Source organism: Rhizobium aureum, from assembly GCF_030182495.1.
In the GTDB taxonomy this organism is placed as follows: Bacteria; Pseudomonadota; Alphaproteobacteria; order Rhizobiales; family Rhizobiaceae; genus Rhizobium; species Rhizobium tropici_C.
This window is the reverse complement of the sequence record NZ_JAQJCI010000001.1, coordinates 699,493-715,983: the sequence shown is the minus strand read 5'-3', so window position 1 is coordinate 715,983 and position 16,491 is coordinate 699,493. Positions and strand designations below refer to the sequence as shown.

The 16,491-nt window shown below is 59.2% G+C and carries 16 protein-coding genes and 1 pseudogene; 11 read left to right on the top strand and 6 right to left on the bottom strand.

Annotated features, from left to right (window positions below):
* Positions 1 to 196: 196 nt before the first annotated feature.
* Positions 197 to 907, bottom strand: coding sequence for a hypothetical protein (locus PH552_RS03355; RefSeq protein WP_162736920.1), 711 nt, complete (start codon positions 905 to 907; stop codon positions 197 to 199).
* A 15-nt stretch (positions 908 to 922) separates the two neighbouring features.
* On the bottom strand, positions 923 to 1,834 hold the full coding sequence (locus PH552_RS03350; RefSeq protein WP_113248826.1) for a LysR family transcriptional regulator: 912 nt from the start codon (positions 1,832 to 1,834) through the stop codon (positions 923 to 925).
* A gap of 110 nt (positions 1,835 to 1,944) precedes the next feature.
* Here PH552_RS03350 and PH552_RS03345 point away from each other — a divergent pair, with 110 nt between their 5' ends.
* From PH552_RS03345 to PH552_RS03335, 3 genes are all read left to right on the top strand, one after another.
* Positions 1,945 to 3,294 carry an amidohydrolase family protein gene (locus PH552_RS03345; protein ID WP_285165479.1) on the top strand — a complete coding sequence of 450 codons (1,350 nt, stop codon included), beginning with the start codon at positions 1,945 to 1,947 and terminating at the stop codon, positions 3,292 to 3,294.
* A 61-nt stretch (positions 3,295 to 3,355) separates the two neighbouring features.
* Positions 3,356 to 4,555, top strand: a complete 1,200-nt coding sequence (locus tag PH552_RS03340) for an arabinose transporter (protein ID WP_285165477.1) — start codon at positions 3,356 to 3,358, stop codon at positions 4,553 to 4,555.
* 55 nt (positions 4,556 to 4,610) lie between these two features.
* Complete coding sequence (locus tag PH552_RS03335) at positions 4,611 to 5,381, top strand: SDR family NAD(P)-dependent oxidoreductase (RefSeq protein WP_285165476.1); 771 nt, start codon at positions 4,611 to 4,613, stop codon at positions 5,379 to 5,381.
* A 149-nt stretch (positions 5,382 to 5,530) separates the two neighbouring features.
* Here the strand turns inward: PH552_RS03335 and PH552_RS03330 are convergent, their stop codons facing one another.
* The 3 genes from PH552_RS03330 to PH552_RS03320 form a co-directional block, all read right to left on the bottom strand.
* Positions 5,531 to 6,955 carry an oligosaccharide flippase family protein gene (locus PH552_RS03330; protein ID WP_162736919.1) on the bottom strand — a complete coding sequence of 475 codons (1,425 nt, stop codon included), beginning with the start codon at positions 6,953 to 6,955 and terminating at the stop codon, positions 5,531 to 5,533.
* A 175-nt stretch (positions 6,956 to 7,130) separates the two neighbouring features.
* Positions 7,131 to 8,039: a CheR family methyltransferase gene (locus PH552_RS03325; RefSeq protein ID WP_113248821.1), complete on the bottom strand. Its 909-nt coding sequence runs from the start codon at positions 8,037 to 8,039 to the stop codon at positions 7,131 to 7,133.
* A 276-nt stretch (positions 8,040 to 8,315) separates the two neighbouring features.
* Positions 8,316 to 8,696, bottom strand: coding sequence for a hypothetical protein (locus tag PH552_RS03320; protein ID WP_183761858.1), 381 nt, complete (start codon positions 8,694 to 8,696; stop codon positions 8,316 to 8,318).
* Between the two features lie 372 nt (positions 8,697 to 9,068).
* Here PH552_RS03320 and PH552_RS03315 point away from each other — a divergent pair, with 372 nt between their 5' ends.
* From PH552_RS03315 to PH552_RS03285, 7 genes and pseudogenes are all read left to right on the top strand, one after another.
* Positions 9,069 to 9,455, top strand: a complete 387-nt coding sequence (locus tag PH552_RS03315; protein WP_145646320.1) for a hypothetical protein — start codon at positions 9,069 to 9,071, stop codon at positions 9,453 to 9,455.
* Positions 9,456 to 9,544: 89 nt separating this feature from the next.
* Positions 9,545 to 9,772: a hypothetical protein gene (locus PH552_RS03310; protein WP_246698515.1), complete on the top strand. Its 228-nt coding sequence runs from the start codon at positions 9,545 to 9,547 to the stop codon at positions 9,770 to 9,772.
* Positions 9,769 to 11,232: a TolC family protein gene (locus PH552_RS03305; protein WP_183761855.1), complete on the top strand. Its 1,464-nt coding sequence runs from the start codon at positions 9,769 to 9,771 to the stop codon at positions 11,230 to 11,232. The genes PH552_RS03310 and PH552_RS03305 overlap by 4 nt, the downstream gene beginning before the upstream one ends.
* Before the next feature lie 14 nt (positions 11,233 to 11,246).
* Positions 11,247 to 12,593, top strand: a complete 1,347-nt coding sequence (locus tag PH552_RS03300) for a multicopper oxidase family protein (RefSeq protein WP_183761852.1) — start codon at positions 11,247 to 11,249, stop codon at positions 12,591 to 12,593.
* 33 nt (positions 12,594 to 12,626) lie between these two features.
* Entirely contained in the window at positions 12,627 to 13,106 is a 480-nt protein-coding gene (locus PH552_RS03295) for a cupredoxin domain-containing protein (RefSeq protein WP_113248815.1), read from the top strand.
* Positions 13,107 to 13,130: 24 nt separating this feature from the next.
* Positions 13,131 to 13,415 (top strand): copper-binding protein, encoded by a 285-nt coding sequence (locus PH552_RS03290; protein WP_145646324.1) that lies wholly within the window; start codon positions 13,131 to 13,133, stop codon positions 13,413 to 13,415.
* A 109-nt stretch (positions 13,416 to 13,524) separates the two neighbouring features.
* Positions 13,525 to 13,683, top strand: a pseudogene (locus PH552_RS03285) (DUF411 domain-containing protein); the annotation flags it as partial.
* Between the two features lie 109 nt (positions 13,684 to 13,792).
* Here the strand turns inward: PH552_RS03285 and PH552_RS03280 are convergent.
* Complete coding sequence (locus PH552_RS03280; RefSeq protein WP_113249065.1) at positions 13,793 to 14,323, bottom strand: cytochrome c; 531 nt, start codon at positions 14,321 to 14,323, stop codon at positions 13,793 to 13,795.
* A 308-nt stretch (positions 14,324 to 14,631) separates the two neighbouring features.
* Between PH552_RS03280 and PH552_RS03275 the strand changes: the two genes are divergently transcribed.
* Entirely contained in the window at positions 14,632 to 16,311 is a 1,680-nt protein-coding gene (locus PH552_RS03275) for an FAD-dependent oxidoreductase (RefSeq protein ID WP_183761849.1), read from the top strand.
* Positions 16,312 to 16,491 lie beyond the last annotated feature (180 nt).

Here is a 16,491-nt window from a genome sequence, read left to right as displayed (position 1 = left end):
CTGAAGCGCGCTTCCAGGCTGGTTACCAATAAACTCCGAAAACTATCGCGTTCACTCATCGACAAAACATCAAGGACGGCCGGGATCGCGTGACGACGATTGCTCTCAGCATTTTATATTGCTTGGTCAACTGGCCTGATATAAATCAACGGACTACATAGATCGCAAACGATTGCAGTTTATAGATCTGGAAATATTAGAAATATTGCCCAATCCCGTCGGCGCTGATCATTCTTCGGCAGCGGCACACCGCACACCCTAACCCTCGAAAATCATGCCCAAGCAGACAAAACCCTTCATCTTCGAAATCAAGAACTCCCGCCGCAAAAAGGCTGGATTGGTCGAACAGACGAAATCCATTTGGGGGGCATTCGCGTCCGATCTCAAACAGAGCTTGGTACCGGAGAACGAAGAGCGGATCCGCTCGGCCGCTCCTGCACCCGGTCCGGTTCCATCGGAACTGAAACCCGCAATCGTTGCCGATAGCGTAGCAACCTTGCCGCCGAAATCGCGCTTCCTTGAAAAATGGGCCGCGAGGAAAGCCGAAAAGCAAAAGGCAGGCCCAAGGGATGCCGTTGCGGCATTCCTCGCTCGGATTGAAAAGCAGAAAGCGTTGCTTGCGGAGTTTCAGGCGGATCCCGCAGGTTTCAAGAAATGGCGGTCGGCATGGTTCCGAAAGGTCACTGGTGGCTTTGGTGTCAGCATCAGTTATGATGCCGTCGATGCAGGCGGCGGCCTGCGATATATTGTCGTCGAGACAGTTCGAGACGTCGCCGAATTCCTCGACGATCTCGCTCAGCACGCGCAAACCGATATGAATTTCCAACGTGTGTTGAAAGAGAACCGCCTGCGACGCGCGGACCGGCGAGTTGGCGGTTGAGCGGCCCGCAATATCAATTGGCGGCATACGGCGTCCCGCGACCTAACGCTCGAGTTCGTCAGTGATGTCGGCACAGAAATCGACAAATGCGCGCACCTTTGCTGGCGGGTGCTTGCGCGATGGATGGAAAGCAAAGAGCGGGAAACGCTCACCGTGCCAGTCTGGAAAGAGGTCGATCAGCGACCCTCTCGCCAATGCCTGCCCGATGCCCCAACCGATCACCTGCGCAATACCGGTTCCGGCGAGGCATTCGTCGAGCATTGTCTTCGGGTCGGTGAACGTCAACGGTCCGCTCGTCGGAACATCGATGGTCTCGTCTCCCCGGATGAATTCCCATTCGAATGGCTTCCCGGTGTAGGGGTCGACAAACTGCAGACAGCGATGAGCGGAGAGGTCGCGAGGATGCGCCGGACGGCCATGGCGCTCCAGATAGCGAGGTGACGCCACGGTCAGAATTGGTGCTTCTATCAGTTTTCGTGCAACCAGGCTGGCAAAGCGCGGCTGGCCGAACCGAATTGCGAGATCGATACCCTCTGCAACAAGATCGCCGACATGCTCCCTGGTCACGAACTCGATGGACAGATCGGGATAGCGTTCGCAGAATCCACCAAGCCGGCCTGCGAGCACGAGGGGCAGAAAGAATGGATCGATATCCACTTTCAAGCGGCCGCGCACCGCCGACGCCGAGCCGGACACGACCACGGCAGCGTCCTCGATCGCATTCAAGTGCGGCTTCACCTCCTCATAGAACCGCCGGCCCTCGTCGGTTAGAGTCACCGAACGCGTCGTTCGATCGAGCAAGCGCACACCAAGGCGCGCCTCAAGACGGCCAATGGCCCGGCTTACACCGGAATCGGTGATGCCGATCAGTTCAGCGCCTTTGACGAAGCTCCCGCCTTCAACGACGGCCGCAAGCACGCTCACGCCCGAAAGAATCCGTCCATCGAACGACATGCATCAACTCCTGACTTTTGATCAGGAAGCATCTGACATAAGCGCACTTAATTCAAGAGCGTTCCAGAGAGATAACGGTCCTGCGCTTTTAAACCTGAAAGGACCCAGTCATGAGCAATCTCAGCCATTCCCGCACGCTCTTCAAAGGCGGCACCATCCTGACGATGGACAGAACGGTCGGCAATCTTGCCAGCGGCGACCTGCTCGTGGAAGGCGACAGGATAGCAGCCATCGGACCGAACCTCGCCGTTACCGATGCAACGATCATCGACGCCTCTGACACCATCGTCATGCCGGGTCTGATCGACGCCCATCATCATATGTGGCTGGGCGCCATGCGCCGCATGATGCCGGATGTGCACGACCTCTTTGCCTATATCGATGTGGTCGCCGAAACGCTGGGCTGCCATTATCGCCCGCTCGACATGTATCTCAGCACCCGGCTTACGGCACTCGCCTGCCTTGACGCCGGCATTACGACCATCATCGATGCCTGCCATTCCTCCCGCAGCCCCGAACACACGGACGCAGCGCTCGACGCCCTCGACGGCAGCGGCATCCGCGCCTTGCATATGGTCGGCGCCGCCATGGACAAAAAGGCGTCTGCCGCCCACCTGCCGGGCGATCTAAAGCGGCTTGCAGAGAACTGGAACCAGGGCGATGGCCTTGTGCGTGTCGGCCTGTTCGGCCAGCTTAATCTCGATTGGTGGAAGGTCGCCCGCGGCCTTGACATGCGCATTCTGACCGAGTTCATCGGCGATCTCGCCAAGCTCGGCCCGGAATTTGCCGAAGAGGGCGTGCTCGGCCCGCACAACATCTTCAATCATTGCACCCGCATTCCGCAGGAGACGTGGCGCCTCTTTGCCAATGCCGGCGTGAACATCACCGTCAACCCGCGTTCCGATGCGCTTTTCGGTTTCGATGACGAGAGTTTCGCCTATCAGCAAGCCGTCGACCATGGCTTAACGCCGGCTGTCGGCATCGATCTCGACACTGCCTTCGGCAGCGACATGTTCGGCGAGATGCACGCCCTGTTTTTGCAGCAGCGCTCGGCCATACGTTACCGCAAATTCCGGGACGAAGATAATGTGCCCCTGCCGATCACCGTCGAGCGCGTCCTTGAGGCGGCAACGGTGAACGGTGCACGCGCCGCGGGACTTGAGAGCGAGGTTGGTTCGCTGGCGCCCGGCAAGCAGGCCGATATCATCATGGTCCGCACCAACGGTGTCGCCGTCATGCCGGTCAACAACGCTGTCGGCACGATCGTCCAGGCTGTCGAGCGCTCGGATGTCGATACGGTCATGGTCGCCGGCAAGATCCGCAAGCATGGCGGAAAGCTGGTAGGCACCGATCTGATCAAGCTGTCAGCTGATATCACCGCGTCGCGCGACCACCTGCTGGAAAAGAGCGGCTATCACCTGGACCGCTTCGGCGCACCCGCCTCCGAGGAAGTGGCCTGAATCGGTGCCGCCGCTTTTCGGCGGCGCTGCCACCCCACAGACTTTCAGAATGGAGGCTGTCATGTCAGCACCTGCCATCAATGATGCGGCCGAAGCGAAGGCCGCTCCCGCATATCTTTCTCGTCCTGCCCCGGGGATCATTGCCGCGCTCTTTTGTGGCTATCTCGCGGTCGGACTTCCGCTTCCGGTTATCCCGCTCTTCATCCACGACAAGCTCGGCTTCAACAATCTGGTCGTCGGCCTCGCGATCGGCATCCAATTCCTCGCCACCGTGCTCAGTCGCGGATATGCGGGGCGCTTGACCGATCTCGAGGGTGGTAAGCGTTCCGCCCTGCAAGGTGCCGCGATCAGTATGACCGCGGGCCTGCTCTATCTGGCGGCGGCCATGCCCATTCTCCCGCCGGACGTCAGCCTTGCAATTCTTGTTGTCGGCCGGCTGATTGCCGGTCTTGGGGAGAGCCTCTTCGTCACCGGTTGCGTCTCCTGGTCGATTGCCTCGGTCGGACCGCAGCGCGCAGGCATGTCGATGTCGTGGACCGGCATTGCCATGTTCGCGGCACTGGCCATCGGCGCGCCGGTCGGCATGGTTCTGTATCAGTCTTATGGCCTGGAGACCGCAATGATCGCCTGCATCCTTGCTCCGCTTCTCGCAGTCGCTATCGCATTTCGGTCGACCTCTTATACGAGCCTGGCAGGCCCGCGTCTGCCCTTTTACAAGGTCATCGGCCAAATCTGGCGCGAAGGGGCTGGGCTGATGCTGCAAGGAGTGGGTCTGTCGGGTCTTACCGCCTTTGCATCCCTCTACTTCGCAGCCCGCCATTGGGACAATGCCGGTTTGGTCATGACTGCCTTCGGCATTGGCTTCATCTTCGTGCGCATCGTCTTCGGTTCGTTGCCCGACAGAATGAGCGGCTATCGCATTGCATTCTGGTCGTCGGTGATGGAGGCAGCCGGCCAGGTGCTGATCTGGGTGGCGCCTAATGAATGGATGGCGCTTGCCGGCGCCCTGGTCACCGGGCTCGGTTGTGCACTGATCTTTCCCGCTCTCGGCGTCGAAACGCTGAAGCGAGTGCCTGCCGCCAATCGCGGCAGCGCCATGGGCGCCTTCGTCGCTTTTCTCGATATCGCCTACGGCATTTCCGGTCCGGTCGCGGGCACCATCGCCGGACAGTTCGGCTATGCAGCCGTCTACCTGTTCGGCGCGATCTGCGCCCTCGCCGGTGCCGCGCTTGTCCAGACCGCCCGCTCTTTACAATCCTGACCGTTGTTCCACATTGCCTGTGAGACTTGCTCACCGGCTACCAAAGGAGATTTCCATGTCTCGCATCTTCGTTTCCGGCTCGTCCACAGGTCTCGGCCTTATGGCGGCTGAACATCTAGCCGAACAAGGTCACCAGGTCGTGCTTCATGCGCGCAATCCGGCTCGCGCCAATGATGCCCGCCGCGCCCTCCCGAAGGCGGAGGCGGTCGTGATCGGCGATCTCGAGACCATCGCCGGTGCAAAGAATGTCGCTGCCGAAGTCAACAGACTCGGCCGGTTCGATGCGGTGATCCACAATGCCGCTGTCGGCTATCGCGAAGCTCATCGCCTCACCTCCGATGGGCTGCCGCATGTCTTCGCCATAAACACACTATCGGCCTACATCCTGACCGCACTCCTCGAACCACCGAAGCGACTGGTCTACCTGTCATCCGGCATGCACCATCATGCAGATGCCAATCTCGACGATATTCTACGGGAAAAGCGCCGGTGGAACGGATCAGAGGCCTATGCCGAAAGCAAGCTGCACGATGCAATGCTCGCATTCGCGATCGCGCGACGTTGGAAGGACGTGTTCTCGAATTCGCTGGAGCCCGGATGGGTTCCGACCAAGATGGGCGGCCCTGGCGCACCTGACGATATGGCACAGGCCCATCTGACTCAAGCCTGGCTGGCAGCCGGCGACGACCCGAAGGCGGATGTCACGGGAGAATACTTCTATCATCTGAAGCGTCGGACCGCGAACCCGCAGGCTCATGAGCCAGCGCTTCAAGACCGCCTCATTACCATCTGTGAGGAGATCTCAGGCGTGACTTTGCCAAAATGAATCATCAGCGGTTGGCCCTTCAGATCGGAACCTGATATCTGTTGGAACTCGCACGGAGCCCCACCTTGCGAGAGATCACAGCGTTCGCTCCGCAACCAAGAGGGCTGCGGATGCACACGATACGTTAGCCGTAGCGATTAACAACTCGCTCATAGGATTGGCGACCAATAGTGGCGCCGGGCTGCCTGAACAGCGATAGCCAAGACACCAGCATAAATCATTGCACCGATAATGGCTTGCAGAGCAGCGGTCCCAAACCACGGCAATTCCGGAAAAAGATCCTGCCACCGTATCATTGTCACAGCTGCCACCATAGCCAAATTCGCCGGTACAATCAACAGGAGGACGCCTTTTGAAATCTCCCGCCAATCCAGCCCCGCGAACTTCGACTGCAGTCTGATGACGGTCGCCAGCACAAACATGGCGCTAAAACACTGGGCCAACGCAAGCTGCCATAGCCCAAACCCTGCGGCGGCAACAATAACGAGGAGCGAGACAGCTACGTTCAACAGCGTTACTGGTAAACGACGCTGGAGCTGCCCCACCACGGAGAGCAGCGGCTCGTTGATATAGCCCGGTAGATACAGTATTTGCCGCACGCAAAAGAATGGAATTAAAGCGGCCGCAGGGCGCCAGACGTCGCCAAGCAACAGGCGGACGGCAGCATCGGATATCTGCATCAACCCAAGATACATCGGGACGGCGACCGCGAGCAGGACAAGAATGAAGCGAACGCCCGCGCGAGCGACGGCGCCCCCGGAAACACTCGACTGTCGTTGGGCGCTCCGAAAAACGATCCAGCTCAACGACCGCGTTGGCTCGGCCAGCAGCTCCGAAATGGCGGCGACGACACGCTCTGCCGCACGATAGTAGCCCGCATCGGCAATACCCAGAAAGCTCCCAACCGCGAGCGTACCGGAATACGAACCGATAAAAGCGACCAGCCGGTTTCCGACAATGTGTCGGGAAAATTCCATGACGCAGGCGAACATATGCTTCGTTAAATGCAGACGCGGCAAATGCGCCACGACGTAGACAGCTCCCAGGAGAAGAACAAGCTGGCAAACGATTTTGCTTATCACCAAAGCCCATGCATGCCCATCAAGGAGAAGTAAGGCGGCCGCCGTACCGAGACCAATCGCCTCCGCCACGATCCGAATTACTGCCCGCTGTCGCAATTGGCCGCGAGCTACCAGGGTCCCGTCATAAGTCGCCGTCAGAGCAGCGGGCAGCATCCAGCAACTGAACAACGCAACAAGCGCACTCTGTGCTTCATCTTCGGTAAAAAGATAGAAGGCTCCCGCTGCGATCAGGCCGGCCGTGGTCAGAAGGCAACCGCTGACAAGTGAAACTGTTGCGACCTGATCGAAGCAATCCTCGTCGTCACCAGCCTTCATTATAAACTCGGCCCATCCTCCTTCCGCGATTACCACCAGCAGGACGGCAATGGCGGACGCAAAGGCAAATAGCCCGAATTCAGCCGGGCTCAGCACTCGTGCGGCGAGGAGGAAGGCCGCGATTTGGGTGAGTTGTGAGATGATTTTCGCCGTTGTAATCCAAATGCCATCGGCCATGATCGATGGCATCCATCGAGGCCTCGGGGTTTCACGGGGCGATAGCCGATTCCGAGAGTTTCCTGCGGCTGTATCTTTTGTAGGTGAGACCATCGTCATAGATCCGCTGTCGCAGTTCTGGCCGCCGAACCCTGCTCGTCATTGGATCGGCGGCCGGACTTGGAAATCTGGTTTGTCAGCGATCTCCGAAACGGAAGACAACGGAATATCGCCAAGGCCAATCCGGCTCATCGCGATCAAGGGGCTCTCTCGCCCATCTCAACCAGGGCCAGCCGCGTTTCGCCGCTTCCGATGCCCATATCTCGCTCTGATTAATCAAAACAGGATGGAAGCCCGAGTCTTTTAGGACTTTGGTTTTGACATCAAGATCGACTCCATCCACGACCAAGTAGCCGCCAGATGCAACCAATCGCATCATGTTCCTGAGGCAACGTTCGGCGAGCCTGTCTTCCATCGGCCCCATGAAATTATTGGCGAGGAGGAAATGCTGCGTTCCAATCAGATCGAGCAGCTCGTCCCCGGTCGCGTCAGCCGTGAGCCAAGTCGTGTTTTGTCTAAGCCAGTCTTTAACCCTCAGCGACCCGTCCGGGAGAGGTTCAAAGATATCTGCGAGTTGCGGGACATCTTCACTCGCGACTTCCGCTCGCCCGTATGGACCAGGTTCTGCGGCCGGAACGTCTGGGCGATAAATTCCGCTTTTCGCGACTGCCACGACAGCGCTTGAGATATCAATACCGTGTGCAGCAATATTCAGGTCGGCACGGGCCATCCTCATTGCATAAAGGACCGAATATAGCTCCGCTCCCGTGCTACAGCCGATGGATGCGACCTTGACATTGCTGTTCTCCGGGTAGTTTGACGCGAGTTCAGCAAGGACAGCCAGTAGGGGCGGGTTTCGCATGAAATGGGTATAGTGCGTTTGAATACGTTGCGTGTTTTTGGTGAACTTCCGATAGATGTATCGTCCGGCACGGAACATGAGCGGCGTCTGCCGCACGGGGCTTGGAATCGTTTCCCAAACCGTGCGACAAATGCGCCGAGGCGCCTGACGAATGGCGTCAAAACCGATCGTTGTGGTCGACATCGAAAACTCCTTTAAATGTGCCGTCAGCTCCTATGTGGAACGAAAGCAAGGGGGCTCGAATTGGATCAGGGTGGAAAAACGCGAGTGGCAGAGCGGAATTTGTCTTATCTCACGGGCTGCATGGAAACCCATGGAAGCTGCCCAGAGGCCATCTTCGCAACGCAGCGATAGCCGGAGGCCGGGCGAGCTATAACACTCACTTCGAATTCGCTGATGATCGCGGGAATGCTTGATCGCGCCAAAACACTCGACGATCATAAAGACCGCTCGCCAAATTCAAAAGGCGCTCTTCGGAGGACGATAAAGGCTTCGCGGGTCGGAAGGAAATAGGGCTGGAGAATTCATTGCAACCGGCATGCCCGGTTCATCTGGTTTTCGGATATCGAAATTTGCGCTCAACACGGCGACTACCGAGCTAGTCGCTTTGCGGCACTTTCGGTCGTCACGTTGGTGGTGGTTTTGTTTGGCTTTGTCTCGACTGAACTGATTAAAATCGCGGGACGAGTCGAGATCGAAGGCTGTGGCAGCGCTCCGGTAAAGTTGGCGGTGTTCAGGCGCTAACGGAGCATCGGGCACATACAGCGCAAGCGCCAGAATGGCCAAGATGCCGGCAAGCACGAAACACCTTTGAAAAAATGAGATCCACAGCTTCGTCATGCACAACTTTTAGGGTGCACCGACACATCGCTCAATTCGACAAACAGGACTTAGCAAAGGTCCAAAGGAAGTATCCACCTACCCTGGCCGAAAGACTCTCCCATATTTTGAATGTACGAATCCATCTGCAGCTGTAGACCCTGCAATAAAATCGTTGGAGATCCTTCCATCATCGAACGTGGCATGAAATGGCTGGGCAGGCTGACTTTTCTGGTTGTGCCCCGTGACGGCATGACACCGATTCCCTGATTTCCGGCGACTTTATCAAAGGGGCAACTTGCCTTCACCGTCACACAATCGACGCGAATCGCATGGAGTTATGTTGATATTGAAATCCGCCACTTTTGATAGTAGCTGGGTGCTGTGGGCAAAATGTATCGAATCGCACTGAGCAAGATGCTCTTTCTTGTGCGGCTGGTGATCATGGTATCACTGGCTGGATACAATGTGTCCTACGCTAGCGCAGCGATGCACGGCACGATCATTCCCAATCTGGAAAAAGACGCCTCGTCGCTGACGCACCAAAGCAAGCATGACATGACTAAGGCTTCTGATCGCAGTCATGAGCATAGCGGTGCTGCTGACAGCGATGGCAAGCTCGTCAAGCAGGAATGCTGCAAAGATTTCTGCGGTGGTTTTGGAATTGTAAACGAAGGCCAAAATGTCGGTGGGCCTATCGTGACCTCGATCAGACAGTTCATTGATGATCAGAGAACCTCCGGAGAGCTACCGGCCCTTGATCGTCCTCCGAATATCTAAGTGACACAGCGCTCGCTTGGTCGAGCTTAGTCGCCGCGTGCCCACCTTCGGGCTTGCGTGTCATACTGTGACCTATTCGGATTCTTCCAATGAAACACTCGCTTTTCGTGGTGGGGCTGCCGCTTGTTGTCGGCGGCTGCGCATCCACGTTTCCTCCCGACGTAGTGGCGTCTTCCCCTGCGGTCGAACAGCCTTCCCTGCACCCGATCGCACACCGGTCGCCGATCTCGGGCTATGTGCCCAGGCAACCCGTCGATCCCAGGTCGTGGCGTAAACAGAATGATCTCCAGTCTCGAGTCGATGGAGGCGCCTCATGATCGGCCTTGGAAAATCGATGGCCGCGCTGGTATTCCCACTGGTGCTGAGTGGTTGTGTCACGGGCGCCGAATATTCCGGCAAGGATGCAGGCTTTGCTTCCGTTGCCAGCAAGACCGCCATCGCGACAGGCAAGCAGACGGCCTGGATTCAGAACCAGGACCAGGCCCGGTCGGCCGCCGCTGAGGTCAAAAGCCTGCTCGCGCGAAAGAAGGTCCTCTACGCCGAGACGGCCGTCCAGATCGCGCTGCTCAACAATAAGGGCCTCCAGGCCGCCTACGCCGATCTTGGCGACAGCGCTGCCGATGCCTGGCAGACGACGATGCTTATCAATCCGACAGCATCCATCGGGACGACCGGTATGGGCACGCCGGAACTTGAGGCGTTCAAGACCATCGAAGGGATGATCACAACGAACATCCTGGCACTCGCCACGCGGAACCGAGGCATGGCGATCGCCGATACCCGTTTCCGGCAGGCCCAACTGACCGCCGCCATAAGAACGCTTCAGGTCGCCGCCGACACCCGCCGCGCCTGGATCAGCGCGGTGGCGGCGTGGGAGAACGTCGGGCAATTACAGCGCGCCCAGGCGGCGGCGGACGCCGCTTCCGAGCTGGCAGAGAAGCTCGGGGAGACAGGGGCGATGACGAAGGGCGCTCAGGCGCGCGAACATGTGTTCGTCGCCGAGCTCGCCGGAGAGACAGCGAAGGCCCGCCTCGCAGCTCGCCTTGCCAAGGAGGAATTGACGCGGCTGATGGGTCTCTGGGGATCCGACCTGGACTATCAAGTTCCGAACAGCCTGCCGCCGCTGCCCAAAGCCGTTATAAGACGCGATACCATCGAGGCCGAGGCCCTGAAGAGCCGCATCGACCTGCAGGTGGCGAAGCTCGACCTGGAGGCGACAGCCAGGTCCTACGGGCTCACGGAGGCGACGCGCTATGTCTCCGACCTCGAAATCCTGACGGGCTTCGAAACGGAACGGGAAGTCGAGGACAAAGAGAAGAAGACGAGGACCACGGCCCAGGTCGAGCTCGAATTCGTGATCCCGATCTTCGACACGGGCAAGGCGAAAATGCGCAAGGCCGAGCTGGCATACATGCGGGCGGCGAACCAGCTTGCCGAGAAGGCCGTCAATGTCCGCTCGGAAGCACGCTCCGCCTACGAGGCCTATCGTTCGAACTACGACATCGCGCGTCACTACCGCAACAATGTCGTGCCGCTGCGCACCAAGGTCGAGGAGCAGTCGCTGCTGACCTACAACGGCATGATCACCAACACGTTCGAGCTGCTCACCGACACCCGGGACAAGATCAACTCCATCCTGCTTTCCGTCAACGCCAAGCGCGATTTCTGGCTCGCCGAAGCCAGCCTTGCGCCGGCGATCTACGGCGGCGGCGCGACGAACGCATCGGCAGAGACCGAAGTTGCCGCTGCCTCCCGCGGCAGCAGCGGCGGCCATTGAGAAAGGAAGCCACCATGTTCAACAGAAGACAGTTGTTCGGAGCAGGAGCGGCATTGCTCGCCGCCGGCGCCTGGACCAAAACATCGGCCATGGGTCTGCCGGACGCGCCGACCATGGCCTCGGCGGAGATGCAGCCACCCATCCATCCGACATCCGGTCCGGATTACCAGCCGGTCGTGACACTCAACGGCTGGACCCTGCCCTACCGTATGAACAACGGCGTCAAGGAATTCCATCTTGTCGCCGAGCCCGTCGAGCGGGAAATGGCCGACGGGATGACCGCCTATCTCTGGGGTTATAACGGACAGTCTCCGGGGCCGACGATCGAGGCGGTCGAGGGCGACCGGGTCCGGATCTTCGTCACCAACAAGCTGCCGGAACACACGACGATCCACTGGCACGGCATGATCCTGCCGTCCGGCATGGACGGTGTCGGCGGGCTGACGCAGCCGCACATCCCCGTCGGCAAGACCTTCGTCTACGAATTCGACCTCGTGAAGTCGGGCACTTTCATGTACCACCCGCATTCCGACGAGATGGTGCAGATGGCGATGGGCATGATGGGCTTCTTCGTGGTCCACCCGAAGGACCCGACGTTCATGCGCGTCGACCGGGACTTCGTCTTTCTGCTCAACGCCTATGACATCGATCCCGGCTCCTACGTGCCGCGTGTCATGGAGATGACCGACTTCAACATGTGGTGCTGGAACAGCCGGGTGTTTCCGGACATCAGTCCCCTCGTCGTTTCCAAGAACGACAGGGTACGGGTGCGGGTCGGCAATCTGACCATGACAAACCATCCGATCCACATGCATGGCTACGACTTCGAGGTGACGTGCACCGATGGGGGCTGGGTCCGCCCGGAAGCCCGGTGGCCGGAGGTGAGCATCGACATCCCGGTCGGCGCGATGCGCGCCTACGAATTCGACGCCAAGTATCTCGGCGACTGGGCGATCCACTGCCACAAGTCGCACCACACGATGAACGCCATGGGCCACGACATCCCGACCTTCATCGGTGCGGACAAGTCGAAGCTCGCCGAGAAGATCAGGAAGCTTCAGCCGGACTACATGCCCATGGGTACCAAGGGCATGGCCGACATGGGCGAAATGGAAATGCCCATCCCGGAGAACACCGTCCCGATGATGACCGGCTGGGGGCCGCACGGCCCGATCGAGATGGGCGGCATGTTCTCTGTCGTGAAGGTCCGCGAAGGCATCTCCGCGGACGACTACTCCGATCCGGGCTGGTACCAGAACCCACCCGGAACGCAGGCCTGGGAATGGACCGGCGAACTGCCGGACGCGACCAAAGTCAAAGATGCAAAGACGCAAATCACACCCAAGCCGACGAACGGCTGAAGCTCGATACCTCACATCAAAAAGGATCTACGCATGAAGAATTATATACTGGCATTGGCATTCGTCGCTCTCGCAACCCCTACGCTCGCTTCCGGCAATCACGCTGGCGGCCATGATGAGAAAATGGCCGTTGGCGAGCCCGGCGACAAGACGAAGGTGACGCAGACGATCCGGGTGACGATGAAGGAAACCGAGGACGGCAAGATGCTGTTCCAGCCCGCCGTCATCAACGTCCGGAAGGGTCAAACGGTGAAGATCGCGATCAAGAATGCTGGTGGCACCGACCACGAGTTCGTGCTCGACCAGGAAGACAAGATCCTGGAGCACAAGGCGGTGATGGAGAAGTTCCCGGAAATGGAACATGCCGACGCCAATTCCATCCGCCTTCCGGCCGGTCAATCCGGAGAGATCGTCTGGAAGTTCACGTCCGACGGCGAGTTCAAGTTCGCTTGCCTGATCCCCGGCCACTACGAAGCCGGCATGCACGGCGACGTGACCGTCGCTGCCAAGTAACCTTTCGACATCTGGAACAGCAACATGAAGAACGTTATCAAGATCGCCCTCGCCGCTGCTCTGGCGTTCGGCTCAGCCGCGGGCGCCTTCGCGCAGGAATTCACCAAGGGCGTCGTCAACAAGGTCGATGCCAAGGCCCAGAAGGTCACCATCAAGCATGAGGAGCTCAAAAACCTCGATATGCCTGCAATGACGATGGTGTTCCGGGTCGACGATCCGGCTCTTCTCACGAAGCTGAAGGAAGGTTCCAGCATCGAGTTCGTCGCCGAACGTGTGAATGGCAAGCTGACCGTCACTGAAGTTAAGTAGGCCAACTCCTGCCGCCCGGATCCACGTCCGGGCGGCAGCGAGTGAGGAGTGGAGACGATGCACGGGAGAAGCTTCGTCGCAATGGCGACTTCCGCGCTGGCACCCCCAGCGGTTGGCCGTACCTGCCGATCTGGAGGGATGTCACAGTGCTATTATCGAGGACCAATACCTCGACGGACATGTGCCGCTCGAGGCCGTCCACCGGCGGCTGCAGGAAGGGCGACCGTTACGAGTATTGGCCGTTCCGGGTGTGCCGCCCTCATCAATCAGGGCGCTCTCGCAAGAGGTCAGCAGAAAAGCTGGTCGAGCACCGGCAGTGGATTGCCGATCGGAGGCCCGGGAAGGTTACAGCCTATCCACTTGTCGCGACCAACATCTTACCGGTTCATTCTGAACCCTGCGTGGCAAGTCGTGCAGGTCTGCAGCATCAGGTGGAAGATATGCTCGGCAGGAACGGATGCCAGTTGCGCCTTGTTCTGGACGTGAACCCCGAACGGGCCTCCGCCCATCGCCTCGCCAGGCTTCATCCGCATGCTCTCTGTCATGGCTCCGCGGTTTTCGACAGCGGCCGCCTCCAGCGCCCGCGCATAATCGCGGAGATCATTCGCCAGACCGCCGAAACGCTCGCGTTCCGCTCCGATCTCGGAGCTGGCCTTCGAGCTCGGATCGTCCAGTCCTCGGGCGAAATGAGCAGCCAGCACCGTACCCGATCTGGCGCTGATGGCAGCGGCAGCCCTCTCGAACTCCATCGACGAATAGCGACCGGGATCGCGGAACATCTCCGCCATCGTCTTCGCGGCGGCTGCCATGGCTTTCATGTCGGCCTGCCGAAGTGCGACGACGTCTTGCGTCGCAAAACCGATAGAGGCGAGCACGGGGGCGAGAGCCACCAGGCTGAAGAGCGGCATCATTTTGGAAACTGTCAGGGAAACCCGCACGTTTGATGGATCCAATAAAAGTTTGGCGAAGCATGAAATCATCGCCGTCTGAAGTCCACCGTCTCGGTTGCGAAGCGGGCAAAAAGAGGCCGCCAAGCTACGCCGGCGAGGAATTCCTGGTTGTTCTTCCCGGTATCGCGCAAGAGGAAGCAATTGAGGTATGAATGTCCGCTGGCAGAGCCCCAAGAGTTGGCTTTGATGGTGCGCAATCGCAATGTGGACTGGCGAACTGTTCCGGATGTTGTCATACAAGCATAGGCCGATACGGAGTTCACATCATGGCGATCAGCGATGCTCGGAGGGAGCAAACATATCCAACGCTTTCAGCTCTTCAAATCGGCGCGGCGCGGCGCTTCGCGAGCGGTGAACCGCGCTGTTTCGGCCCCGGCGATATCCTCTATGAGATCGGCGCTCGCAACGTTCCTGCCTGGCTAGTTCTAGAAGGCTCGGCCGATGCAATTCACCGTGGCGCGACTGGGAGGTCATCCGTGATCGGCACCTATGGTCCCGGCCAGTTCACCGGCGAGACCAATCAATTGTCTGGCCATGCAACCCTGGCATCGGTCGTCGCGGGCGATAAGGGCGTATTGGCTATACCTTTCGATGCGCCGCATCTGCGTGCACTGGTGATCGGGTCGGCGGATGTGGGTGAGGCAATCATGCGCGCCTTTATACTCCGTCGCGTTGCGCTGATCGAAGAAGGGCGGATCGGGGGCGCCGGATCGATTCTGGTCGGGCGCCGGGATGCCCCCGACATCGTGAGATTGTCTGGATTTCTCACCCGGAATGGCTATCCCCACGCCCTCGTCGCCGCATGCGAAGTCGAGGGACGCGAGTTGGTCGAACGGCTCGGCATCGCACCGGAAGATCTGCCATTGATGATCTGTCCAAACGGGACACTGCTCAGAAATCCGAGCGACGCAGACGCGGCGTCTTGTCTCGGCATCATGCCGGATCTCGATCCGAAGAATGTCTATGACGTGGCAGTTGTCGGTGCGGGCCCGGCTGGGCTGGCCACTGCCGTCTATGGGGCATCTGAGGGACTGTCCGTTCTCGTTGTCGATTCGCGGGCCTTCGGCGGCCAGGCGGGCGCATCCGCCCGGATCGAAAACTATCTTGGCTTTCCCACGGGCATCTCCGGACAGGCTCTTGCAGGTCGGGCCTTCAATCAGGCGACGAAATTCGGCGCCGAGGTTGCGATCCCGCTGACCGTCGGAAAGCTGAGCTGTCACGGAACCGATGCGGCAGCTCCGTTCTCCCTTGAGCTTAGCAATGGATGTACTGCACGCGCACGTTCCATCGTGATCGCGTCGGGAGCGCGCTACCGTCGGCCCAATATTGCCAATGTCGAAGAGCTGGAGGGAGCTGGCGTCTCCTACTGGGCATCTCCGATCGAGGCCCGCCTCTGCGCCGGAGAGGAAATCACTCTGGTCGGCGGCGGAAACTCGGCGGGCCAAGCCGTTGCTTACCTCGCACCCCAGGTAAGACGCTTGCACCTCGTGGTCCGGCGACCGCTCGAGCAAACCATGTCCCAATATCTGATCGACCGGATAGCGGCATTGCCCAATGTCGAACTCCATGTGGGTATCGAGATTATGGGCCTGCATGGTAATCGAGAGACAGGCCTGACTGGCGCTACCTTCCGTGACATCCGGACCGGAGAGACCGAGGAATGTGTCTCGCGCCACCTCTTTCTGTTCATCGGCGCCGATCCCTACACCGGCTGGCTCGACGGCTGTGTCGCGACCGATGGAAACGGCTTCGTGCTCACAGGAGAACGCAACGGTGATGGCGAGCGACTGCCGCTGGAAACAAGCTGCCCTGGCATTTTTGCCGTTGGAGATGTACGCGCCGGCTCCACCAAGCGGGTCGCCGCCGCCGTCGGTGAAGGGGCGGCCGTCATTGCGCAGATCCATTCTTTCCTGGCGCGAAATGTCGCAAGGCAAGATCGGCACTAGCCGGCCACCGGCGGCAGGTCTTCCATCTCGGGAGGGCTGGCAACCTCATCGGCATGACCTCCTGAGGTAAAGCAACTTCGACAAAAGTGGTTTGCGTACGGAATTGCGTGAAAACAAGGTGATAGAGCATTGAAGGAACTGCTGTTTTCGCCTGAAATGCTCGAAGGATCGGCCCGCCGC

What these genes read in the sequence shown, in the direction of transcription:
- PH552_RS03355 (WP_162736920.1), bottom strand. Translation starts at nt 907, where the DNA reads ATGCCGCCAATTGATATTGCGGGCCGCTCAACCGCCAACTCGCCGGTC.
- PH552_RS03350 (WP_113248826.1), bottom strand. Translation starts at nt 1,834, where the DNA reads ATGTCGTTCGATGGACGGATTCTTTCGGGCGTGAGCGTGCTTGCGGCC.
- PH552_RS03345 (WP_285165479.1), top strand. Translation starts at nt 1,945, where the DNA reads ATGAGCAATCTCAGCCATTCCCGCACGCTCTTCAAAGGCGGCACCATC.
- PH552_RS03340 (WP_285165477.1), top strand. Translation starts at nt 3,356, where the DNA reads ATGTCAGCACCTGCCATCAATGATGCGGCCGAAGCGAAGGCCGCTCCC.
- PH552_RS03335 (WP_285165476.1), top strand. Translation starts at nt 4,611, where the DNA reads ATGTCTCGCATCTTCGTTTCCGGCTCGTCCACAGGTCTCGGCCTTATG.
- PH552_RS03330 (WP_162736919.1), bottom strand. Translation starts at nt 6,955, where the DNA reads ATGGCCGATGGCATTTGGATTACAACGGCGAAAATCATCTCACAACTC.
- PH552_RS03325 (WP_113248821.1), bottom strand. Translation starts at nt 8,039, where the DNA reads ATGTCGACCACAACGATCGGTTTTGACGCCATTCGTCAGGCGCCTCGG.
- PH552_RS03320 (WP_183761858.1), bottom strand. Translation starts at nt 8,696, where the DNA reads ATGACGAAGCTGTGGATCTCATTTTTTCAAAGGTGTTTCGTGCTTGCC.
- PH552_RS03315 (WP_145646320.1), top strand. Translation starts at nt 9,069, where the DNA reads ATGTATCGAATCGCACTGAGCAAGATGCTCTTTCTTGTGCGGCTGGTG.
- PH552_RS03310 (WP_246698515.1), top strand. Translation starts at nt 9,545, where the DNA reads ATGAAACACTCGCTTTTCGTGGTGGGGCTGCCGCTTGTTGTCGGCGGC.
- PH552_RS03305 (WP_183761855.1), top strand. Translation starts at nt 9,769, where the DNA reads ATGATCGGCCTTGGAAAATCGATGGCCGCGCTGGTATTCCCACTGGTG.
- PH552_RS03300 (WP_183761852.1), top strand. Translation starts at nt 11,247, where the DNA reads ATGTTCAACAGAAGACAGTTGTTCGGAGCAGGAGCGGCATTGCTCGCC.
- PH552_RS03295 (WP_113248815.1), top strand. Translation starts at nt 12,627, where the DNA reads ATGAAGAATTATATACTGGCATTGGCATTCGTCGCTCTCGCAACCCCT.
- PH552_RS03290 (WP_145646324.1), top strand. Translation starts at nt 13,131, where the DNA reads ATGAAGAACGTTATCAAGATCGCCCTCGCCGCTGCTCTGGCGTTCGGC.
- PH552_RS03280 (WP_113249065.1), bottom strand. Translation starts at nt 14,323, where the DNA reads ATGCCGCTCTTCAGCCTGGTGGCTCTCGCCCCCGTGCTCGCCTCTATC.
- PH552_RS03275 (WP_183761849.1), top strand. Translation starts at nt 14,632, where the DNA reads ATGGCGATCAGCGATGCTCGGAGGGAGCAAACATATCCAACGCTTTCA.